General features: G+C 65.6%; 23 protein-coding genes. 5 read left to right on the forward strand and 18 right to left on the reverse strand.

The window, feature by feature from the left end; all coding sequences use genetic code 11:
• Nucleotides 1–122 precede the first annotated feature (122 nt).
• The 3 genes from B2747_RS09150 to B2747_RS09160 are packed head-to-tail and all read right to left on the reverse strand — an operon-like array spanning nucleotide 123 to nucleotide 2605.
• Nucleotides 123–1370 (reverse strand): tRNA guanosine(34) transglycosylase Tgt, encoded by a 1248-nt coding sequence (locus B2747_RS09150; RefSeq protein WP_291159456.1) that lies wholly within the window; start codon nucleotides 1368–1370, stop codon nucleotides 123–125.
• The gene (locus tag B2747_RS09155) at nucleotides 1367–1990 is read right to left on the reverse strand and encodes an HD domain-containing protein (RefSeq protein ID WP_343125888.1); all 624 of its coding nucleotides are present in this window, start codon (nucleotides 1988–1990) and stop codon (nucleotides 1367–1369) included. The genes B2747_RS09150 and B2747_RS09155 overlap by 4 nt, the downstream gene beginning before the upstream one ends.
• A gap of 9 nt (nucleotides 1991–1999) precedes the next feature.
• A complete protein-coding gene (locus B2747_RS09160; protein ID WP_291159463.1) occupies nucleotides 2000–2605 on the reverse strand; it encodes a YqaA family protein in 606 nt (201 codons plus the stop codon).
• A 34-nt stretch (nucleotides 2606–2639) separates the two neighbouring features.
• Between B2747_RS09160 and B2747_RS09165 the strand changes: the two genes are divergently transcribed.
• Nucleotides 2640–3905: a phosphodiester glycosidase family protein gene (locus B2747_RS09165; protein WP_291159466.1), complete on the forward strand. Its 1266-nt coding sequence runs from the start codon at nucleotides 2640–2642 to the stop codon at nucleotides 3903–3905.
• A gap of 24 nt (nucleotides 3906–3929) precedes the next feature.
• Here the strand turns inward: B2747_RS09165 and B2747_RS09170 are convergent, their stop codons facing one another.
• The 12 genes from B2747_RS09170 to B2747_RS09225 form a co-directional block, all read right to left on the reverse strand.
• Nucleotides 3930–4223, reverse strand: coding sequence for a YciI family protein (locus B2747_RS09170; RefSeq protein ID WP_291159469.1), 294 nt, complete (start codon nucleotides 4221–4223; stop codon nucleotides 3930–3932).
• A 72-nt stretch (nucleotides 4224–4295) separates the two neighbouring features.
• Nucleotides 4296–5120 (reverse strand): carboxypeptidase-like regulatory domain-containing protein, encoded by an 825-nt coding sequence (locus B2747_RS09175; protein WP_291159472.1) that lies wholly within the window; start codon nucleotides 5118–5120, stop codon nucleotides 4296–4298.
• Between the two features lie 8 nt (nucleotides 5121–5128).
• Nucleotides 5129–5953 carry a carboxypeptidase-like regulatory domain-containing protein gene (locus B2747_RS09180; protein ID WP_291159474.1) on the reverse strand — a complete coding sequence of 275 codons (825 nt, stop codon included), beginning with the start codon at nucleotides 5951–5953 and terminating at the stop codon, nucleotides 5129–5131.
• Nucleotides 5954–5961: 8 nt separating this feature from the next.
• Complete coding sequence (locus B2747_RS09185; protein ID WP_291159476.1) at nucleotides 5962–6795, reverse strand: carboxypeptidase-like regulatory domain-containing protein; 834 nt, start codon at nucleotides 6793–6795, stop codon at nucleotides 5962–5964.
• Between the two features lie 255 nt (nucleotides 6796–7050).
• Nucleotides 7051–7494 carry a Fe-S cluster assembly sulfur transfer protein SufU gene (gene sufU, locus B2747_RS09190; protein ID WP_291159479.1) on the reverse strand — a complete coding sequence of 148 codons (444 nt, stop codon included), beginning with the start codon at nucleotides 7492–7494 and terminating at the stop codon, nucleotides 7051–7053.
• An 11-nt stretch (nucleotides 7495–7505) separates the two neighbouring features.
• Entirely contained in the window at nucleotides 7506–8738 is a 1233-nt protein-coding gene (locus B2747_RS09195; protein WP_291159482.1) for an aminotransferase class V-fold PLP-dependent enzyme, read from the reverse strand.
• Between the two features lie 125 nt (nucleotides 8739–8863).
• Nucleotides 8864–9229, reverse strand: a complete 366-nt coding sequence (locus B2747_RS09200; protein WP_291159489.1) for a Rieske (2Fe-2S) protein — start codon at nucleotides 9227–9229, stop codon at nucleotides 8864–8866.
• Nucleotides 9226–9693, reverse strand: coding sequence for a Fe-S cluster assembly sulfur transfer protein SufU (gene sufU / locus B2747_RS09205; protein WP_291159492.1), 468 nt, complete (start codon nucleotides 9691–9693; stop codon nucleotides 9226–9228). Before sufU (B2747_RS09205) ends, B2747_RS09200 begins: the two co-directional genes overlap by 4 nt.
• Nucleotides 9694–9844: 151 nt before the next feature.
• Nucleotides 9845–11155: a Fe-S cluster assembly protein SufD gene (gene sufD / locus B2747_RS09210; protein ID WP_291159494.1), complete on the reverse strand. Its 1311-nt coding sequence runs from the start codon at nucleotides 11153–11155 to the stop codon at nucleotides 9845–9847.
• Nucleotides 11152–11901 carry a Fe-S cluster assembly ATPase SufC gene (gene sufC / locus B2747_RS09215; RefSeq protein ID WP_291159496.1) on the reverse strand — a complete coding sequence of 250 codons (750 nt, stop codon included), beginning with the start codon at nucleotides 11899–11901 and terminating at the stop codon, nucleotides 11152–11154. The genes sufD and sufC overlap by 4 nt, the downstream gene beginning before the upstream one ends.
• 120 nt (nucleotides 11902–12021) lie before the next feature.
• Nucleotides 12022–13455, reverse strand: coding sequence for a Fe-S cluster assembly protein SufB (gene sufB, locus B2747_RS09220; RefSeq protein WP_291159498.1), 1434 nt, complete (start codon nucleotides 13453–13455; stop codon nucleotides 12022–12024).
• Nucleotides 13452–14114, reverse strand: a complete 663-nt coding sequence (locus tag B2747_RS09225; RefSeq protein WP_291159501.1) for a helix-turn-helix transcriptional regulator — start codon at nucleotides 14112–14114, stop codon at nucleotides 13452–13454. Before B2747_RS09225 ends, sufB begins: the two co-directional genes overlap by 4 nt.
• A 219-nt stretch (nucleotides 14115–14333) precedes the next feature.
• On the opposite strand from B2747_RS09225, the gene B2747_RS09230 reads away from it, so the two are divergent.
• From B2747_RS09230 to B2747_RS09245, 4 genes are all read left to right on the forward strand, one after another.
• Nucleotides 14334–14747: a hypothetical protein gene (locus tag B2747_RS09230; protein ID WP_291159504.1), complete on the forward strand. Its 414-nt coding sequence runs from the start codon at nucleotides 14334–14336 to the stop codon at nucleotides 14745–14747.
• A gap of 69 nt (nucleotides 14748–14816) precedes the next feature.
• The gene (locus B2747_RS09235; RefSeq protein ID WP_291159507.1) at nucleotides 14817–15434 is read left to right on the forward strand and encodes a M23 family metallopeptidase; all 618 of its coding nucleotides are present in this window, start codon (nucleotides 14817–14819) and stop codon (nucleotides 15432–15434) included.
• A gap of 49 nt (nucleotides 15435–15483) precedes the next feature.
• The gene (locus B2747_RS09240) at nucleotides 15484–15783 is read left to right on the forward strand and encodes a YhbY family RNA-binding protein (protein ID WP_291159510.1); all 300 of its coding nucleotides are present in this window, start codon (nucleotides 15484–15486) and stop codon (nucleotides 15781–15783) included.
• 116 nt (nucleotides 15784–15899) lie between these two features.
• On the forward strand, nucleotides 15900–16163 hold the full coding sequence (locus tag B2747_RS09245) for an indolepyruvate ferredoxin oxidoreductase subunit alpha (RefSeq protein ID WP_291159513.1): 264 nt from the start codon (nucleotides 15900–15902) through the stop codon (nucleotides 16161–16163).
• 111 nt (nucleotides 16164–16274) lie between these two features.
• Here B2747_RS09245 and B2747_RS09250 read toward each other — a convergent pair whose 3' ends face one another.
• The 3 genes from B2747_RS09250 to B2747_RS09260 all read right to left on the reverse strand — a co-directional run.
• Nucleotides 16275–16892 carry a methyltransferase family protein gene (locus B2747_RS09250; protein WP_291159516.1) on the reverse strand — a complete coding sequence of 206 codons (618 nt, stop codon included), beginning with the start codon at nucleotides 16890–16892 and terminating at the stop codon, nucleotides 16275–16277.
• Nucleotides 16889–17686 carry an alpha/beta fold hydrolase gene (locus tag B2747_RS09255; RefSeq protein ID WP_291159519.1) on the reverse strand — a complete coding sequence of 266 codons (798 nt, stop codon included), beginning with the start codon at nucleotides 17684–17686 and terminating at the stop codon, nucleotides 16889–16891. Before B2747_RS09255 ends, B2747_RS09250 begins: the two co-directional genes overlap by 4 nt.
• The coding region (locus B2747_RS09260; protein WP_291159523.1) for an AI-2E family transporter at nucleotides 17683–18509 on the reverse strand (827 nt) is incomplete at its 5' end. The genes B2747_RS09260 and B2747_RS09255, both read right to left, overlap by 4 nt.

Consider the following 18509-nt stretch of genomic DNA (forward strand, 5'->3'; position numbering starts at 1 on the left):
GATTGCGCGGATGAGGCGGAAACAGCACGGATGAACAGCGTAGGAGTTCATTATTCACAATAGAACTATCCTGCTGTTTCCTTTGTTGTCCGCGGAATCCGTGATAATCAGTTGACGAATGCTCAGGCCCCGCGACTCCGATACCGGGCCAGCCACGCCGCGCTCCATGAGGCATACGAACCGAGCGCCAGTTGCACGCGTGCCTCGCGCATGAGGTCGAGCAGAAACGTCAGATTGTGCAGCGCGAGCAGCCGCGGCCCGAGCGGTTCCTCGGTTACCATGAGGTGGCGCAGGTAGGCGCGGTCGTACTGCGTGCAGGCCGGACAGGTGCAGCTCTCAACGAGCGGGCGCCGATCGGTACGATAGCTGCTCTTCTGTACCTGCACCTTGCCCGTGGGCGTGAATACCGTGCCGTGCCGCCCCATGCGCGTGGGGGCCACGCAGTCAAACAGGTCCATGCCCCGGGAGACCGCTTCAAGCAGGTCGTCCGGGAAGCCTACGCCCATGAGATAGCGGGGCTTGTCCCAAGGCAGCAGCGGAGAGCAGGTGTCGAAGGTGTCGTACATGGCCGACTTGGCTTCGCCCACCGATAGACCGCCCACCGCGATGCCGTGCCAGTCGCCCGACTGCAGAATGCCGGCAATGCTGGCCTTGCGCAGGTCGGCATATGTGCCGCCCTGCACAATGGGAAAGAGCGCCTGCTCGGGTGCAACGAGATCGCGGGCCGGGTCGTGCGTGGCCAGCGGCGGCGCACCATCGGGCACCACGAACTCGCGCGCTGGCGCCCGGCCCTCGCGCGAAATGCGATCGAACTCCGCGCGACAGCGATCGAGCCAGCGTAGACTGCGCTCCATGGCCGCGCGCGACGCGTCATGATCGGCGCCCCCGGCGATGAGCTCGTCTAGCTGCATGATGACATCGGCGCCGATGTTGCGCTCGATCTGCATCACACGTTCCGGCGTGTAGTGATGCATCGAGCCGTCGAGCTTGTTCTTGAACGTCACGCCGGTTTCGTCGACCTGCCGATAGCGTGACAGGGAGAACACCTGATAGCCGCCGCTGTCGGTGAGCATGGGCCCGTCCCATCGCGCGAAGGCATGCACACCCCCCAGGGCGCGCACCATCTCGTCGCCCGGACGCAGATAGAGGTGATAGGCATTGGCCAGCACCATGCGTGCGCCCGCCGCCACGAGCTCCGGCATGGCGAGCCCACGCACCGAGGCATGGGTGCCCACCGGCATGAAGGCCGGCGTCTCCACCACACCGTGGGGTGTGAAGAATCGTCCACTGCGCGCACCACGCTGCGATTCGCCGAGCGGCGACGCGCTCACTTCAAAGCGAAAACCGTCGGGCGTAGCCGTCTCGCTCACGTCGTTCCGCCCGACACATCATCTGATGCCACCGCCCGCGCCTCGGTCTCGGCATCGAGCACCGCACGCAGGGCCTGCAAGACCGGATCGTGCTGCGTGTACTGCGCGCCGTACTGGAGGTTGAAGCGGAAGTCGAAGCCTTGTGGCATGGCTCCCTGATTGTGCTGCAGGATGGTCTCGAGCTTGTCGAGCCCTTTGGCCGTGCGCGCCTCCGGTGTGGCGGCCTGCTCGTACTCGTCCCAGAGCGAGAGGAACTCTGCGCGCAGCGACGCCGGCAGTGGGGCCGTCAACTGTTCGAGATCGGCACGCTCCTGCTCAGCCTTGCTGGGCGCACCCACCTGCAAAACCGCCGAGATGTCGCCGCTGATGGCTTCACCCAAGTCGTGAACGAGACAGATGCGCAGCAATCGGCCAAGGTCGATGCCAGGCAGATAGGGCGCGAGCACGAGGGCCATGAGACAGAGCCGCCAGGTGTGCGCGGCCACGGTTTCGTGCACACCGGTGCTGGTCCACGAGGTGCGGGTGGTGTGCTTGAGCGACTCGGCGGCGCGGAGAAACGCCAGCAGGCCGGGCAGGTCCTGCATCAACGCGTCAACGCGACGGCGATCGTGGTCAGACATGGACATGGGTTACGGGGCAGGCGGTGTGCGCGACGCATCTGTAGTGTGCGTGTGCGTTTGCGCATGGGTATGCGCCTCGAGATGACGCCGAGCCATCCAGCGGTTGACGAGATGCGCGCCGCCGTTGCGCACCAGCCAAGCCAACACGAAAGTGCGCAGCAGACGGCCTGCCAGCAGCGCGCCCACGAAACTCACGAAGGACACGCCCACCGCACCCGAGGCAATGCTGGTGAGCTTGGTGGACACCGGGCTCATGGTGCTCGCAAAAATCAGCCAGGCGCCGTGAGTGGCGAGCTGCGCGCGGGCCGCGTCGAGCGCAGCCGGCGTCATGCCCACCATGCGTGCGAGCGGACCTTGCAGCAGCGTGAGCGCCTCTGCTCCGAGCCAAAACAGCAGCACACTGCCAATGACTGTGCCGGCGGTGGCCACGAGCGCCAGACGATAGGCACGCTCCGGCCGAGAGAGCGCCAGCGGCAGAAAGAATAGGTCCGCGAGGCCGGGAAACACGCAGCCCTGCAGCAGGCCCCAGCCGAACACCACGGTCGCGCCGCGTCCGCTGTCGGCCAGATGCTGCAGGCGCGCGTGGACACGCGTGACGACGGAGCCGGAGTACATTTGCTCAAGATAATCACTCCCTACTCAGCGCCCCATGCCCGCTGCATCCCGGTCAACGACCAACCATCGCCCCACTCGGCGCCATGCCCGTCGCCTCGCGCTACTGCTGGTTGGTGCCGCAGCACTGACGTCCTGCGCCGGACTGCGCACCCGCACGCCTGACGGAACGGCCACGCTACCGGCGCATATCGATGCCCTGCGAGCGAGCGGACAGGTGGACAGCGTGGTGGCGCCGCTACAGGTCGCGGAGGGGGCGCTGGCGTACACGCTGGTGCAGAACGCCGGGCCATGGCGGAGCAGTGTGCTGGAGCTCGACCTGCGTTGCACGGGGCTCGTGGCCAGCAAGGGCGCAGAATCGGCCGTGGGGCGCCGTACCACCTCCGCGCTGCTTGCGGCGCAACCGGCGGCGGCACGTGCCATCGCCGCCATCAACGCCGACTTTTTTCTCTTTGCGCCACCCGGCGTGCCCACCAACGCGCACATCGAACATGGGCGGGTGCTGGCCGGGCCGGACAGCAAGCCGGTGCTGTGGGTGGATGGTAGGGGGGCGGTGCACACGGACACACTGCGCACACGCGGCTTGCTGCGCACGCCGAGTGGCAGTCTGTCGCTCAACGCGTGGAACAGACCGGCGCTGCGCAGCATGGGGATTGTGGACGCGCGTTGGGGCGTGCCGCTCGACACCGCGGTGCGCCGCCGGGTCTATCGCCTCAATCCTGTTGGCAAGCCGGTAGACGGGCATGCCACGCGACGCGGCCGCTATGTATTGGCCCGTGGCACGGCGCGTGACACGCTGGTCTTTGGCGACACGCTCTTGCTGCACGTCGTTCCAGGAACCACCTGGGCGGTGCAGGAGGGCGATACGCTGAGCCTCGACATTGCGGTGCAGCGACTTGGTGATTCCGTACCGGCGGGTGTGGTGCATGCCGTATCGGGTCGCCCCATTCTGCTGCGCGACAGCACGCTCACGGCCGATGTCCACAGCGAAGGCAACGCCGGCTTCCGCGGGCCCAATCCGCGCTCGGCGTTTGGTCTCAGCCGCGACGGGCGCCGCGCCTGGCTGGTGGTGATCGACGGGCGTCAGCCTGCCCGCAGTGCTGGCACGTCGCTGGAGCAGACAGGCGCGCTGTTGCGTATGCTCGGCGCGAACTCGGCCATCAATCTCGACGGCGGTGGTTCGAGTGCCCTTGTAGTGCGCGACCCTGCGACCGGTGCCGGGCAATTGCGCAACCGGCCGTCCGATCCCTCGGAGCGGCCGGTGGGCAATGCGCTGGTGGTCACGTCGCGCTGCGGCCGCTGAGGTTGCAGCGCGGCCATTGACGGTCTAGAGCCGGTCGAGCTCTTCCTTGCCGATGACCGGGGCCCAGGGCAGCAGCTCGTACTGGGCCAGCGAGAGCCTGCTGAACGGGTCGCCATCGCGAATGCGATCGAGCGTGCCGATCACATCGTCGTCGGGCACACGAAGCAGCAACCCGCCGCCGGCGCGCGGATCAAAGGGGCCTGAAGCAATGAGCAGGCCCTGAGCCTTGAGCTCGCGAAGATAGGCCCGGTGCGCGTCCACATGCGGCGCGACTTCTTCGAACGGGCGGCGATAGCGGAGGATGGCGAGTGCGTACATGCCAGAAATGAGTCATGCCGCACGCGGCTTGGCAACCGCGGCGCGCATTACCGAACGATGGAATCCCGGCAGTCAGCGTTTTGTCCAGAGCACAATGGCGCCGCAGGAATAGTCCGACATCCGATTGAACTCGGCGGGGAGCTGCGCTGTGGTGTATACCTCGGCCGCGACGATGGGCGGGCCGTCGTAGGTGCTCACATCGAACAGGGTTTCACCCACATTGGTGTTGTAGCGGATCTGGCCGTCGATGATCACACGCAGGTAGCATGCCTTTTGTGCGCCCCGCCTTTGGTCCCCGTTGTCTCCAGCGGGCATGGGTTTCGAGAGGCTCGTTGGTCCACGACTGCCCCGCGCGAGCGCCAGACTGCCACCATAGGCCATGGCACGCATGCCCGGGACTTCCGCCGTTATGGCTCGGTACCAGGCTTGCGGCCCACCGTAGGCCCACAAACGCGTCGAATCGAGAAACGAGCCAATACCGAACTTGCGCCTGTTCTCGAAGTCAATGAGATGACGTGCCGTCGGTGTGAGACTGGCGCGAATGCGCACGCGCTCGAGTTCCTGCGCCACCGGCCGCAGCAGCGCCTCAACGCCTTCGAGGCCCTCCGCGGTCAGTTGCACGTCCAGCACCAGCGGCGCGTAGCCTACGGCACGCAGTTGCAGACGATAGGCGCCCACCGGTACGCTTCGAAGACTGAATGCGCCGGCCGAGTCGGAGCGTGTGCGATATGGGGTGCCGACCAGCTCGACCTCGGCCCCGGCAATGGGCCGCTCGAGCGAATCCACCAGCACGATGCCGGCTACCGTGACGCCTGCATGCTCAGGCTGTGCATCGAGGATTCGTGGATTTGCACCAAGTATCAGGCCGAATGCCACCAGCGCAATCTGTGCGCGCATGTCTGCCCCTAACGTTTGGTCCACAAGAGAATCGCCCCGCAGGACGCGTCACTGAGGCGATTGAATTCGGCAGGGAGCTGCGCTGGCGCGTACACCTCGGCGGCCACGATCGGCGGTCCGTCAAAGTTGGTTACGTCGAACAGGGTTTCTCCCGCCCTGCTGTTGTAGCGGAGCATGCCATCGACGAAGACCCGCATGTAACATGCTCCTCGTGCGCCGCGCCTGGCGTCCATCACGTCGCCATTCGGAAGGTTTCGAAAGCTGGTTGGGCCGCGTGATCCCGTCGCCAGAGCCTTGCTGCTGCCGTATCCCATGGAACGCACGCCGGGTACCTCCGCCACAATCGCCGTGGCCCATTCGCGTGGTCCCCCGTATGCCCACAGTCTGGTCGAATCGAGAAACTTGCCAATGCCGACCTTGCGCCGGTTCTCGAAGTCAATGAGATGACGTGCCGTCGGTGTGAGACTGGCTCGGATGCGCACGCGTTCAAGTTCCTGCGCCACCGGCCGCAGCAGCGCCTCAACGCCGTCGAGGCCCTCCGCGGTCAGTTGCACGTCCAGCACCAGCGGCGCGTAGCCTACGGCACGCAGTTGCAAGCGATAGGCGCCCACCGGCACGCTTCGCAGGCTGAACGCGCCGGCCGAGTCGGAACGTGTGCGATATGGGGTGCCGACCAGCTCCACCTCGGCCCCGGCAATGGGCCGCTCGAGCGAATCCACCAGCACGATGCCGGACACCGTGACACCATCGGTCGCGCGCTGAGCTCTCAGGATGTCCGGGCGTGTCCCTGCTACGAGGGCGGTCAGCACGATCAATCGGCACCACGTGCTCATGTGGGCTCCTAGCGCCTGGTCCAGAGGAGAATCGCTCCACAGGCCGCAGTCCCGAGTCGATTGAACTCAGCCGGCAACTCCGCCGTACGATACACCTCGGCGGCTACAATGGGCGGTCCCTCACGATTGGTCACGTCAAAGAGTGACTCTCCGATGCTGCTGTTGTATCGGAGAATACCGTCAACAAAGACGCGCATGTAGCACGCTGGCCGCGCTCCTCGGCCTATGTCGAATGGGTCTCCAGAAGGGAGGCTTCGCAGGCCGCTCGGTCCGCGTGATCCAACGGCCATGGCCTTACTGCTGCCGTACCCCATGGCACGCACGCCTGGTACCTCAGCAACAAGGGCCGTGGCCCATTCGTCTGGCCCACCATAGGACCACAACCGTGTTGAGTCGAGAAAAGAGCCGATGCCAAACTTGCGCCGGCTCTCGAATCCCATGAGATGACGCGCCGTCGGTGTGAGACTCGCTCGGATGCGCACGCGTTCGAGTTCCTGCGCCACCGGCCGCAGTAGCGCTTCAATGCCTTCAAGCCCCTCTGCCATGAGTTGTACGTCCAGCACCAGCGGCGCGTAGCCTACAGCGCGCAGTTGCAGACGATAGGCGCCCACCGGCACGCTTCGCAGGCTGAACGCGCCGGCCGAGTCGGAGCGTGTGCGATATGGGGTGCCAATCAGTTCCACCTCGGCGTCAGCAATCGGCCGCTCGAGCGAATCCACCAGGACGACGCCGGATACGGTAACACCATCCGTAGCGCGCTGAGCCGAAGCTGGAGAACCCAGCAATGCCGTGACTGAGAAAATCACCGCGAAATGGCGGAGGACGGTACGAAGCTGGGACATTGGGCCAGCCTTCCTGAAGGATTAGGGAGGGGAGGTACCACACAACATTCCAACCGGGCTGTTGCCCGAAGTTACGAGACGGGTTTCCAGCCGGCGAGCTCGGCCGTTGAGGAGAATCGGCAATCTCTCGTTGATTCTGATCCGTGCAGTTTCCGCCCCATCCGTGTCATCCGCGACAAGGCTGTTCAACCCAGACCACCTTCCGCAGTCCTCCTGTTGTTTCCCGGGTTGTCCGCGGAATCCGCGGTAATCGGTTCAACCGCCAGTCAGTCGCGAGCCGGAAAGCGCCTCGCGCAAACCCGTCCACGGCAATCGCGCGCACCCATGCCGCCCGGCGAACGGCGCCACGCTGCGCAGCGGTGCCAGTGTCTCCGGCAATACCGCCTCGGCGTCGCCGGCCAGCATGGCGTCGAGATTGTCGGCCATGGCCAGCGCCTCGCGCACAGTCAGCCCTTGAACGGCCTCGGTCATGAGACTGGCGGACGCCGTGCCCACGGAGCAGGACTGCCCGCCAAAACTCACATCGACAAGACGCCCGTCTTCGACGCGCACCATCACGCGACTTTCGTCGCCGCACACGGGGTTCTTGTGCACCGCCACGCCGGTTGGCGCCGCCAACTCGCGTTTGTTGCGCGGCGCGCGATGATGCGCCAGCAGCGCCTCCTGATACATGGCCGCCAGTGAGGTCACACTGCTCACGGTCGCAATACTCAGGCCGAGCTGTCGGCGGTGGCGAACAGGGCCTGCGCCGCCTGCAGTGCATGCACCAGTGCCTCGACGTCCGATGCATCGCTATAGACGTAGAACGATGCGCGCGCCGTGGCGCTCACACCAAGCCGGCGCATGAGCGGCTGCGCGCAGTGATGCCCGGCCCGCACACAGACGCCATGCTGGTCGAGAATGGTGGCCAGGTCATGCGGATGCACGTCGGCCAGCGAGAAACTCACCACGCCACTGCGTTCGGCCGGTGGCGGGCCGTACACCGTCACACCGGGCAGCTCACGCACGCGGGCATCCGCGAGCTCCAGCAGGGCCAACTCGTGCGCACGCACATTGGCCATGCCCAGTGACTCCAGATACCGCACGGCTGCAGCAAGCGCCACGGCGTCCGCCGCATTGGGCGTGCCGGCCTCGAACTTGTGCGGAATGACGTTCCAGGTGCTCCGGGTGTCGTGCACCCATTCGATCATGTCGCCACCAAACTGGTAGGGTGACATGGACTCGAGCAGCGCGCGCCGGCCAATGAGACAGCCGATGCCCATGGGCCCGAGCAGCTTGTGGCCGCTGAACGCATAGAAGTCGACGTCGAGCGTATCGAAGTGCACCGGCAGATGCGGCACGGCCTGCGCGCCGTCCACCACGATGACGGCCGCGCTGCGCGAGCGGATGAGCCGCACGGCCTCGGCGAGCGGCGTGATGGCACCCACCGCGTTGGAGACATGCGTGAGCGCCACCACGCGGGTGCGTGGCGAGAGCAGGTCACGCAGATGGTCGAGATCGATGGTCTGGCGGTCGGTGAGCTCCACGATGCGAAGCGTGGCGCCGGTGGCCAGGGCCAGCTGCTGCCAGGGCACGAAGTTGGCATGGTGCTCAAGCGCCGTGATGACGATCTCATCGCCGGCCTGCACGTTGCTTGGGCCCCAGGCCGAGGCCACGAGATTCATGCTCTCGGTGGTCCCGCGCGTGAAGATGAGACAGTCGCTGTCAGCCAGCCCGACAAAGCGGGCAATGGTATGGCGTGCGTCGTGATAGCGCTCGGTGGCCAACGCCGACAGCGCGTACGCGCCGCGATGCGGATTGGCGTTGGCCGTTTCGTAGAAGTCGCGCAGCGCGTCCAGCACCATGCGCGGTTTTTGCGACGTGGCGGCCGAGTCCAGGTAGTGCAGGCCGGGGTTGGCGGCCAGCAGCGGAAAGTCGGAGCGGGGGGCGAGGGCAGCGGACATCGGGGGCCGGGTTACAGGTGGACTCATCGCGGCACAGACATTGTCCAACTCAATACTCCGAACTCGAACTCAAAACCCGGAACTGATCAGTTTCGAGTTTCGAGTTCAGGTTTCGAGTTCTGGGTTCAGCTGGCGGTTCCCGGCGCCGAGTCTGCACCCCGCACCCACACCGAACCCGCCTCAACCCGGACCTCGTACACGCGAATGGCATCAGTGGCCGGCCCCTGCAGCACTTCTCCCGTTCGCACGTCGAAACGCGCGCCGTGCCAGGGACACTCGAGCACACAGGGCGCCACCACATCCCCACCCGACAAGGCAAAATCACGGTGAGGGCAGCGGTCCTCCACGGCATGCACCACGCTACCATCACGCACCAGACACACGCGGGTGCCGTCGGCCAGCTTGACGCCCAGCGGGAACGTGGCCTCGATCTGACTGAGCTCGGCCACCCGTTCCCAAGTCGTGGCCCGGTCGGCCGGCCCTGCCGTCATTCCGTGCTCACGGCCGGTACCGCCGCCGTATCGGTGGCGCCACTCTCAAGGGCCGCCTTGAGCGTGTGCCAGGCCAGCGACGCACACTTCACGCGCACCGGGAAGCGCGACACGCCGCTGAACACCACGAGTTGGCCGAGCGTCTTGCCTTCATCGGGATCCTGACCGAGCACCAGCGCATGGAATCGCGCGAACAGCTCCTCGGCTTCGCTGCGCGACTTGCCCTTGACCGCCGCCGTCATGAGCGAGGCGCTGGCCTTGGAAATGGCGCAGCCGTGCCCGGTGAACTTGACGTCCGCAATGGTACCGGCCTCGTCGAGCACGAGCGCCACATGCACCTCGTCGCCGCAGAGCGGATTGCGACCGTCGGCTTCATGGCTGGCCGACGGCAGCTCGCCGAAGTTCCGCGGCTTGCGGTTGTGGTCGAGGATGACGGACTGGTAGAGCTCTTGGAGGTCGGACATGGGAGACTCGGCGAACGTGAGGCGGTACGTCGGACGACGCAAACCACTGAACTCGTAACTCACCACTTGGACTCAAACCTCACGGCTCACCGACGCTCCGGTCAGCTCTGAGGTTTGAGTGAAAGTCATGAGTCCGGAGTAACCGCCGGGCTCAGTGTGTGGTGCTTCCCGTAAACCGCTCCACCGTCAGCTTCTCCAGTGCGTCCACAATGACCGGATGTTCGATGGTCTCCAGCACGTCGGCTGCAAAGGCGTACATGAGCAGCTGACGGGCCAGCACCTTGCCCACACCACGGCTCTTGAGGTAGAACAGTGACGTCTCGTCGATGCGACCCACCGTGGCGCCGTGCGTGCACTTCACGTCATCCGCAAAGATCTCGAGCTGCGGCTTGGTGTCGATCTGCGCCTTCTCGGACAAGAGCAGGGTGTGATTGGTCTGCTTGCCGTCCGTCTTCTGCGCCTCGGGGTGCACATACACCTTGCCGTTGAACACGCCGTGCGCGCTATCGTCGATGAGACCCTTGTAGGCTTCACGGCTGAAGCAGTTTTCCTTCACGTGCTCCACGCGCGTCTGGTGATCGCCGTGCTGCTCGCCATCGAGCATGTAGAGCCCGTTGATGGTGCAGCCGCAGCCTTCGCCGTTCAGCACCGTGTAGACATTGCTGCGCGACAGCGCGGCGCCCGTCTGGAAGGTGAAGGTGACGAAGTGACTGTCGCGTCCCTGACGGGCTTCCACCGTGCCCACATGATGCGCCGTGCGCGCCTCGCGCTGCACGCGGATGAGCTGCAGGGTGGCGCCGTCTTCCACGAAGGCTTCCACCACCGCGTTGGTGAAGTACGGCACGTTGGCCAATCCGATGTGGCTTTCCACCACCATGGCCTTGGCATGCCGCTCGGCCACCAGCACATGGCGCGGGTGGCTCATCAGCCCCTCACCGCGCGCGTCGGTGACGTGCAGCAGATGAATGGGCGTGTCGATGACCATTTCCTTGGACACGCGGATGTATGTGCCCTCACCGGCGAAGGCCGCGTTGAGCGCCGTGAAGCCGTCACGATCGGCCGTGGCCGCCGTGCCCAGCACCGCGCCCAGCGCCTCGGCGTCGTCCACGGAGGCGTCGGCCAGCGACCGCACGCTGATGCCGGCGGGCAGGGCGTCCAGCCGCGAGAGCTCGGCGTTGAAGCGACCGTTCACGAACACCACCAGCGGCCAGGTGCCGCCAAAGGTGTAGGGCTCGAGCGCCGCGGCGTCGAGCGACACCGGCGCCACATCGGCGGCCGGCGTGTACTGCGCAGTGGCGATGGCCGACACGTTGGTGTAGTGCCAGTCCTCGTTGCGCGTGGTGGGGAAGCCCAGCGTCTTGAACGCCTCGGCGCCCGCCGCCCGCAATCCCTTGAGTGAGCCCGGCGCGTCGGCCACGGAGGCCGCCACCGCCTGCTCGGCGAATCGGAGCCCGGTGGTCACGCCGCCGTCTCCAGCAGCCAGTCATAGCCGCGGGCCTCGAGCTCGAGAGCCAGCGACTTGTCGCCGCTCTTGATGATGCGACCACCGGCCAGCACGTGCACCTGGTCGGGCACGATGTAGTTGAGCAGGCGCTGGTAGTGCGTGACCACGATGGTGGCGTTGTCGGGACGCTTGAGCGCGTTCACACCCTCGGCCACGATACGCAGCGCATCGATGTCGAGGCCCGAGTCGGTTTCGTCGAGAATGGCCAGCGACGGCTGCAGCACCGCCATCTGCAGGATCTCGTTGCGCTTCTTTTCGCCACCCGAGAAGCCGGCGTTCACTGAGCGGTTGAGCATGGACACATCCATGTCCACCAGCTTGAGCTTCTCCTCCACGAGGTCGAGGAACTCCATGGGGTCGACTTCCTCGAGGCCCTTGGCCTTGCGGATCTCGTTGTAGGCCGCGCGCAGGAAGTAGGCGTTGGTGACGCCGGGAATTTCCACGGGATACTGGAAGGCCAGGAACACGCCGGACTGCGCCCGCACTTCCGGATCCATCTCCAGCAGGTTCTCGCCCTTGTAGAGCACCTCACCGCCGGTGATCTCGTACGCCGGGTGGCCGGCCAGCACCTGCGCGAGCGTGCTCTTGCCCGAGCCGTTCGGGCCCATGACGGCGTGCACCTCGCCGGCGTTCACGGTGAGCGTGATGCCCTTGAGGATCGGCTTGCCGTCGATGGCGGCGTGGAGGTCGTTGATCTGCAGCATATATGAGAACGGTGGAAAATGTATGAACGAAACGAGTCCCACCTACGACTCGATACTCGAACTCACAACCCGATACTGATCAGTTTCGAGTTCTGGGTTCAGGTATCGAGTCGTAAGTCTTCAGCCAACGGATCCTTCGAGGGTGATACCGAGCAGCTGCTGCGCCTCGAGCGCGAACTCCATGGGCAGCTCCTTGAACACTTCCTTGCAGAAGCCGCTCACGATCATGCTCACGGCCTGCTCGGCGTCGAGACCGCGCGCCTTGAGGTAGAAGATCTGGTCTTCACCGATCTTGGACGTGGAGGCCTCGTGCTCGAGCGTCGCGCTGTTGTTGCCCACCTCCACATACGGGAAGGTGTGCGCGCCGCAGGCATTGCCCACCAGCATCGAGTCGCACTGCGTGTAGTTGCGTGCGCCCTCGGCCTTGGGCAGGATCTGCACCTTGCCCCGGTAGCTGTTCTGGCCCTGCATGGCGCTGATGCCCTTCGACACGATGGTGCTCTTCGTGTTGCGCCCGATGTGGATCATCTTCGTGCCCGTGTCGGCCTGCTGCTTCTTGCTGGCCACGGCCACCGAGTAGAACTCGCCCACCGAGTTGTCGCCCTGCAGGATGACCGACGGATACTTCCAGGTGATGGCCGAGCCGGTCTCCACCTGGGTCCAGGAGATCTTGGCGTTGGTCATCGCCTTGCCGCGCTTGGTGACGAAGTTGTAGATGCCACCCACGCCGTGTTCGTCGCCCGCATACCAGTTCTGCACCGTGCTGTACTTCACCGTGGCGTTGTCGAGGGCCGCGATTTCCACCACGGCCGCATGCAGCTGGTTGGTGTCGCGCTTGGGCGCGGTGCAGCCTTCCAGATAGCTCACATACGCGCCTTCATCGGCCACGATGAGCGTGCGCTCGAACTGCCCGGTTTCCGCGGCGTTGATGCGGAAGTAGGTGGACAGCTCCATGGGGCAGCGCACCCCCTTGGGGATGTAGCAGAACGAGCCGTCGGAGAACACCGCGCTGTTGAGCGCGGCGAAGAAGTTGTCGCTGTAGGGCACAACCGAGCCCAGATACTTGCGCACCAGGTCGGGGTACTCGCGCACCGCCTCGCCAAACGACATGAAGATCACGCCGTACTTGGCGAGTTCCTCCTTGTACGTCGTGCCCACGGACACGGAGTCGAACACCGCGTCCACGGCCACACCGGCCAGACGCTTCTGCTCCGTGAGCGAGATGCCGAGCTTGTTGTAGGTCTCGAGCAGCTTGGGGTCGACCTCGTCGAGCGACCCGAGCGGCTTCACCGACTTGGGCGCGCTGTAGTACGACGCGGCCTGGTAGTCGATGGGCGGATAGCTGACGTTGGCCCAGTGCGGCTCCGTCATCGTCTGCCAGCGACGGAAGGCCTTGAGGCGCCACTCCAGCAGCCACTCCGGCTCGTTCTTCTTGGCGGAGATGAAGCGCACCGTGTCTTCAGTCAGACCCGGCGGCAGGGTTTCCGTCTCGATGTCCGTGGTGAAGCCGTACTGGTACTCGCGATTGACCAGTGACTCGATCGTCGAACTCATGCCTGCTCCTGTTGCACCGCCGTGAGGGGTCCTGACATCCGGTATTCACACCGCCCGCAGCCCCCGAGTCGATGCGCCAGGCGCTCGACCGGGACGCCCAGCAGGCGTTCCACGAACTTCGCTTCCACTTCGCATGCCGCCGGAAACCGGTCGGCGATTTCACGCAGCGCACAGTTGTGAATGCGCAACGTGAGGCTCGCGGGTTCCACTTCCGCCATATAGCCCTTGGAGGTGAGCAACTCCGCCACCAGCGGCACCCGCTCCTCGAGGGGCAGCGCCTCCAGCACCGGTCCAGCCTCGTCGGCCAGACGTTGCCAATCGGCTTCCAGAACCGACTCCACCGCGCGATCACCCGTGTGGGTCCGCAGCAGGTCGAGCGCCGTGGCCAGCATTTGCACGTAACTGCGGGGGAACAGCGCTTCGCCGGCCGGCGTGAGCGAGTAGGCAAACACCGGTGCCCCCACCCCACGCACCACCCGCTGGTAGCGCACCAACCCGTCTTCCTCGAGTGCCTTGAGGTGCCGGCGCAGGGCGTTGGCCGTCAGCCCGAACTGCGAGCCCAACTCGCCCGCCGTCAGCGGCTGCGCCTTGCGCAGCGCCACCAGCAGATCGGCCCGAACCCCACGAAAGCCCCCAAGCGCGCCAACCACATCTTCCATCACGACAATATAGCTCGGCTTTAGTCAATAGGTCAACGAAACCGTTCACGAATTCGAGGGTACGGAGTACGGCTGGTGCCGGTCAGAACGCCCTCTGTCACATGACAGGCGATTCATCAACCGTTCGGCCCCTGTTGCATTTCGCTCCGGGCGTGCAGCCTGCATATTGCTGCCGCTCAACTTGCCAATTCGCCTCTTGCCGCCGAGGATCTCCCCCCAGTGCGTCTGACCGTCATCATAGCCGTGGGCGTGTTGTTGGTTGGTCTGCTGGCGCTCGTGCGGGCGCGGCGGCTTACCCGCGAATCCATCGAACGCGACGGGCTGTCCCGATTCCGCGATCATTTCCGCGGGCGCTACCCCGAGAATCTCGTCTCGCAGGTGTACACCTACCTCGCCGAGCAGCATGGGGCTGTGGAGCCGCATTACATCGTCAATCCGCAGGATGACCTGGCGCGGGTGTACGGGCTGGCCGATCTCGACCTCGAGGATGCGGTGCTGGTGATTGCCGACCGCGCCGGCGCCCGTCTGCCGCGGGCCAATGAACTGGACGAGCTCAAGACGCGGGTGCAGAGCGTGGAGGACCTGCTGGTGTACCTCGAGCCCTACTTCCGTCCCGAAGTCGTGAAGGGCTGAGCGCTGGACCGGTATCAACGGCTCCGTCGTCTGCAGGGCCCGGCGATACGCGCATGCGCGACATCCGCGATGGCCGTGTTGCTCACCGCTGCCTGCTCCAGTGGTCCGCGGCCCGATGCGTTCCCTTGTCCCGCGCCGGCGCCCGCCGCCGCAGAGCCCACGCCCGAGCGCCTGCCGGCCACGCCGGCCCATGCCGGGCCCCGCGACGCGGGCATCAGCGACGAGGATCTGCATGAGCTCTGGTCGCGTCAACTCATGGTGCCGGTGGAGGGCGTAACGCGGGCCCAGCTCCGCGACAACTACACCGCGGGCCGCGGCGGCGGCCGAATTCATGCGGCCCTCGACATTCTCGCTCCCAAGGGCACGCCCGTGCTGGCGCCCACCGATCAGGTCATCGGGCGGCTCGATCGCGGCTCGGTCGGAGGCATCTTCATCTACGCCCATGACGCCGAGGGGCGCTTTGTGTACTACTACGCCCATCTCGAGCGCTACCGGCGCGGGCTGGCCGTGGGGGACCGTGTCGCCAAGGGCTCGGTGATCGGCTACGTTGGAACGACGGGGAACGCGCCGCCCGACACTCCGCATTTGCACTTTCAGGTCATGAAGCGGGGTGCGGGGCGTGCCTGGTGGGATGGACCGCCCATCAACCCGTTCTCCTTTTTCGCGACCGACGGCCTGAGGCCGTGAGTCTACACCAGCGTTTGACGCAGCATTCGATCCCGGACGGGACATGAGCATGACCGGCAAGGCGCGCGCGGAGCTGCGCGCCGAAGCACATCACCTCAGCGTGCAGGTTCACGTCGGCCATGCCGGCGTGACCGACGCGCTGCTGACCAGTCTGAGCGATGTTCTGCGCACGCACGAATTGGTGAAGGTGCAGGTGGCCAAGGGCGGCGAACTCTCCGCCAAGGACGCCGCCAACGATCTGGCGCAGCGCCTCGGCGCCGAGGTCGTGCAGGTCATCGGCCGCACATTCACCATCTACCGCCACAATCCGGACCTCAAGCGGGGAGAACTGCCCCCCTGGCGGCGCTGACCGCCGCCGGCCCCTCGCATTCCCGACAGCGCTTGTGACGGCTGCCCGTCACAGTATCTTGAGCTGCAAGCGGACCCAACTCTTTTCCGGTCGCGTCTGACCCGAGCCTCGCTCCCATGCCCTACGTCATTACCGAAGCCTGCATCAACGTCAAGGACAAGTCGTGCGTGGACGTCTGCCCCGTCGACTGCATTTACGAAGGGCCGGATCAGCTGTTCATCCATCCCGACGAGTGCATCGACTGCGGCGCCTGCGAGCCCGAGTGCCCGGTCACGGCCATCTTCCCCGAGGAAGACGTGCCGGTCCAGCTCAAGAGCTTCATCGGCAAGAACAAGGACGTGTTCAACAGTGCCACGCCGCCGGGGCGTCCGACGCGCTGAGCTCGCTCTTCGCGTCTCAAGTCAACGCGGTACCAGGAGTACGCGACGCAAAACGGCGACCCGCATTGGGTCGCCGTTTTGCGTTGTACCGGTGTGCAATGTTGTCGTCGCTCAGTCGAGATATCGGGCCTTGAGCAGGAAGGCGCCAATGAGCGCGATGTACTGCAAAATGGTGGAGCGCTCGCTCCACATGGCCTCGGCCCAGTCGTGCGGTCCACTGGTGGAGCCTTTGGGCGGCCGGCCGAACCAGCGCGGGGTGCGCTTCTTGTAGTCGAGATATTCCTGCCCGAAGATGGACTCGAGCACGCCTTCTTCGTAGCGCACGATGAAGGTGTACTCCACCGCGAACACAATGAGCGCCACCGGCAGGAACCAGTACACACCGCTCACCACCGTGAAGCCCATCCAGGCGAGGAAGTTGCCCACGTAGAGCGGGTTGCGGCACCAGGCAAACGCGCCGTAGGTCACGAGGCGCTGCACGTCGCGTGAGCGTCTGCGCGTTACGGTGCCCGCTGCAGCCACGCCCGCCGTGCGAATGGCTTCACCGAGGGCCACGAGGCCAAGCCCCACCGACCACGAGGTGACGGTCTGCGCGCCGGGCACAAGCAGCGGCACGGCCAGGAACGGCACCGGCAGCCAGCCGCGATTCTTGAACAGCACTTGCCCGATGCGTGCGGCAGTGGAGCGCTCCGCCTCGGAGATGACGGGAGCGGCGGCGTTGGTTGTCATGCCAGCGTGGAAAGAAAGTCGGAGAGAGCGTGTGTTGTCGCGGCGGGCCGTTCGAGGCAGGGGACGTGGCCCGCGCCGGCGATGATTTCGAGGCGCACCCGAGCCGCCGTCGGCAACGCTTCGGCGATGGCTCTGGCCTCCTTGATCGGCGTGAGCACATCGTCCTCGCCGACCACCACCAGCACGGGAACGCTAATCGTTCGGAGCGTCTCGCGTGAGTCCGGCCGGTCACGCAGAGCTTGGAGTGCCCCCACAATGCCCGCGACGGGCTGACGGGCCATCATGGCGCGCATGCCCGCCACTACCTCGGGGCGTCGCTCGCGTGTGGTGGCGCCCACCATGCCCTGGATCTGCGCTTCCGCAATGGCGCGCGCGCCGTCGCGGCGCACGACGGCGGCCAGTTCATCGCGTTTCGCACGGGCCTCCTCGCTGTCGGCGCCTGCCTTGGTATCACAGAACACGAAGGCCTTCACGCGATCCGGGTGCCGTCGCCAGAGCGCCATGGCCACATAGCCACCCATGGAGAGGCCGCACACCACGGCCCGCTCGATCTGCAACGCGTCGAGCAGGGCAATCACGTCGTCGGCATACTGATCGACCGAAAAGGGACCGTGGGTGGACGAATGGCCAAACCCCCGGAGATCCGGCACGATGCAGCGCGCCTGGGACGCGAGCGCAAGTCGTTGGGCGTTCCAGAGGTTTCGATCATGCGGAAATCCATGCAGAAACACGACCGGCAGGCCCTCGCCACTGTCGTCATAGCCCATGCGGAAATCGCCCAGCTGTGCGATCATGTGCTGCCCTCCGCTTCCCGTTCGTGTGCGGCCTCGACCTTGAGCATGGCCCGCTCCACGGCGCGCTCGCGCTCGGCACGCATGCGCAGCGGTACCAGCACGGCTGCGGTCACGGGCACGGCCACCATGAGCCCGAGGAAGCCAAAAACCAGCGTCATCAGCGTCTGCGCGACCAGCGTGATGGCGGGCGGCAGGTCCATCTCCCCACGCATGAGGAAGGGAATGAGCAGGTTGTTCTCGAGGAACTGGATACCCCAGTACGCAATGACGACGAACAGCGCCTTTTCCGGGGAGTCGACGAAGGCCATGAGCACGGCCGGGACCGCACTCAGAATCGGGCCCACGGTGGGAATGAACTCCATGAGTCCGGCGATGAAGGCCAGGGCAAACGCCGCCTTCACGTCGAGCACGAGCAACACGATCATGCTCACCACGCCAATCACCACCATGGCGATGAGCTGGGTGACGAGCCATTTCCGCAGCACGGTGGCGATTTCTGCCAGCACTTCGCGCACATAGGCGCGTGACGTGGCCGGCACCACCGCAATCAGCCATTCGCGATACACCTTGGGTTCAGCCCCGATGTACATGGCGAGAAACACCAGCAGCACGAACGCGGTGAGTGCGGCGAGGGTGTTGGAGACGAACGAGAACAGATACTTGGAGGCCGTACCGAGCCCGTCGCTCAGGCGGCGCTTGATGCGATCCGTGGGCGTTTCCGCGAGGCTGGTATCGGCCGCCGTTGCAGCCCCGGCCGGCCTTGCCGACCCGGCGCCCGGGGCGGGGCGGGTGCCCGGGGGGGTGGGGCTGGCGGCCGTGCTGT

Source organism: Gemmatimonas sp. UBA7669 (assembly GCF_002483225.1).
Classification (GTDB): domain Bacteria; phylum Gemmatimonadota; class Gemmatimonadetes; order Gemmatimonadales; family Gemmatimonadaceae; genus Gemmatimonas.

Bases quoted from the DNA above. Each gene is read 5' to 3' on its own strand.
- B2747_RS09155 (WP_343125888.1), bottom strand. From the start codon at position 1,990: ATGTCTGACCACGATCGCCGTCGCGTTGACGCGTTGATGCAGGACCTG.
- B2747_RS09160 (WP_291159463.1), bottom strand. From the start codon at position 2,605: ATGTACTCCGGCTCCGTCGTCACGCGTGTCCACGCGCGCCTGCAGCAT.
- B2747_RS09165 (WP_291159466.1), top strand. From the start codon at position 2,640: ATGCCCGCTGCATCCCGGTCAACGACCAACCATCGCCCCACTCGGCGC.
- B2747_RS09170 (WP_291159469.1), bottom strand. From the start codon at position 4,223: ATGTACGCACTCGCCATCCTCCGCTATCGCCGCCCGTTCGAAGAAGTC.
- B2747_RS09175 (WP_291159472.1), bottom strand. From the start codon at position 5,120: ATGCGCGCACAGATTGCGCTGGTGGCATTCGGCCTGATACTTGGTGCA.
- B2747_RS09180 (WP_291159474.1), bottom strand. From the start codon at position 5,953: ATGAGCACGTGGTGCCGATTGATCGTGCTGACCGCCCTCGTAGCAGGG.
- B2747_RS09185 (WP_291159476.1), bottom strand. From the start codon at position 6,795: ATGTCCCAGCTTCGTACCGTCCTCCGCCATTTCGCGGTGATTTTCTCA.
- B2747_RS09195 (WP_291159482.1), bottom strand. From the start codon at position 8,738: ATGTCCGCTGCCCTCGCCCCCCGCTCCGACTTTCCGCTGCTGGCCGCC.
- B2747_RS09200 (WP_291159489.1), bottom strand. From the start codon at position 9,229: ATGACGGCAGGGCCGGCCGACCGGGCCACGACTTGGGAACGGGTGGCC.
- sufU (WP_291159492.1), bottom strand. From the start codon at position 9,693: ATGTCCGACCTCCAAGAGCTCTACCAGTCCGTCATCCTCGACCACAAC.
- sufC (WP_291159496.1), bottom strand. From the start codon at position 11,901: ATGCTGCAGATCAACGACCTCCACGCCGCCATCGACGGCAAGCCGATC.
- sufB (WP_291159498.1), bottom strand. From the start codon at position 13,455: ATGAGTTCGACGATCGAGTCACTGGTCAATCGCGAGTACCAGTACGGC.
- B2747_RS09225 (WP_291159501.1), bottom strand. From the start codon at position 14,114: ATGGAAGATGTGGTTGGCGCGCTTGGGGGCTTTCGTGGGGTTCGGGCC.
- B2747_RS09235 (WP_291159507.1), top strand. From the start codon at position 14,817: ATGGCCGTGTTGCTCACCGCTGCCTGCTCCAGTGGTCCGCGGCCCGAT.
- B2747_RS09240 (WP_291159510.1), top strand. From the start codon at position 15,484: ATGACCGGCAAGGCGCGCGCGGAGCTGCGCGCCGAAGCACATCACCTC.
- B2747_RS09245 (WP_291159513.1), top strand. From the start codon at position 15,900: ATGCCCTACGTCATTACCGAAGCCTGCATCAACGTCAAGGACAAGTCG.
- B2747_RS09250 (WP_291159516.1), bottom strand. From the start codon at position 16,892: ATGACAACCAACGCCGCCGCTCCCGTCATCTCCGAGGCGGAGCGCTCC.
- B2747_RS09255 (WP_291159519.1), bottom strand. From the start codon at position 17,686: ATGATCGCACAGCTGGGCGATTTCCGCATGGGCTATGACGACAGTGGC.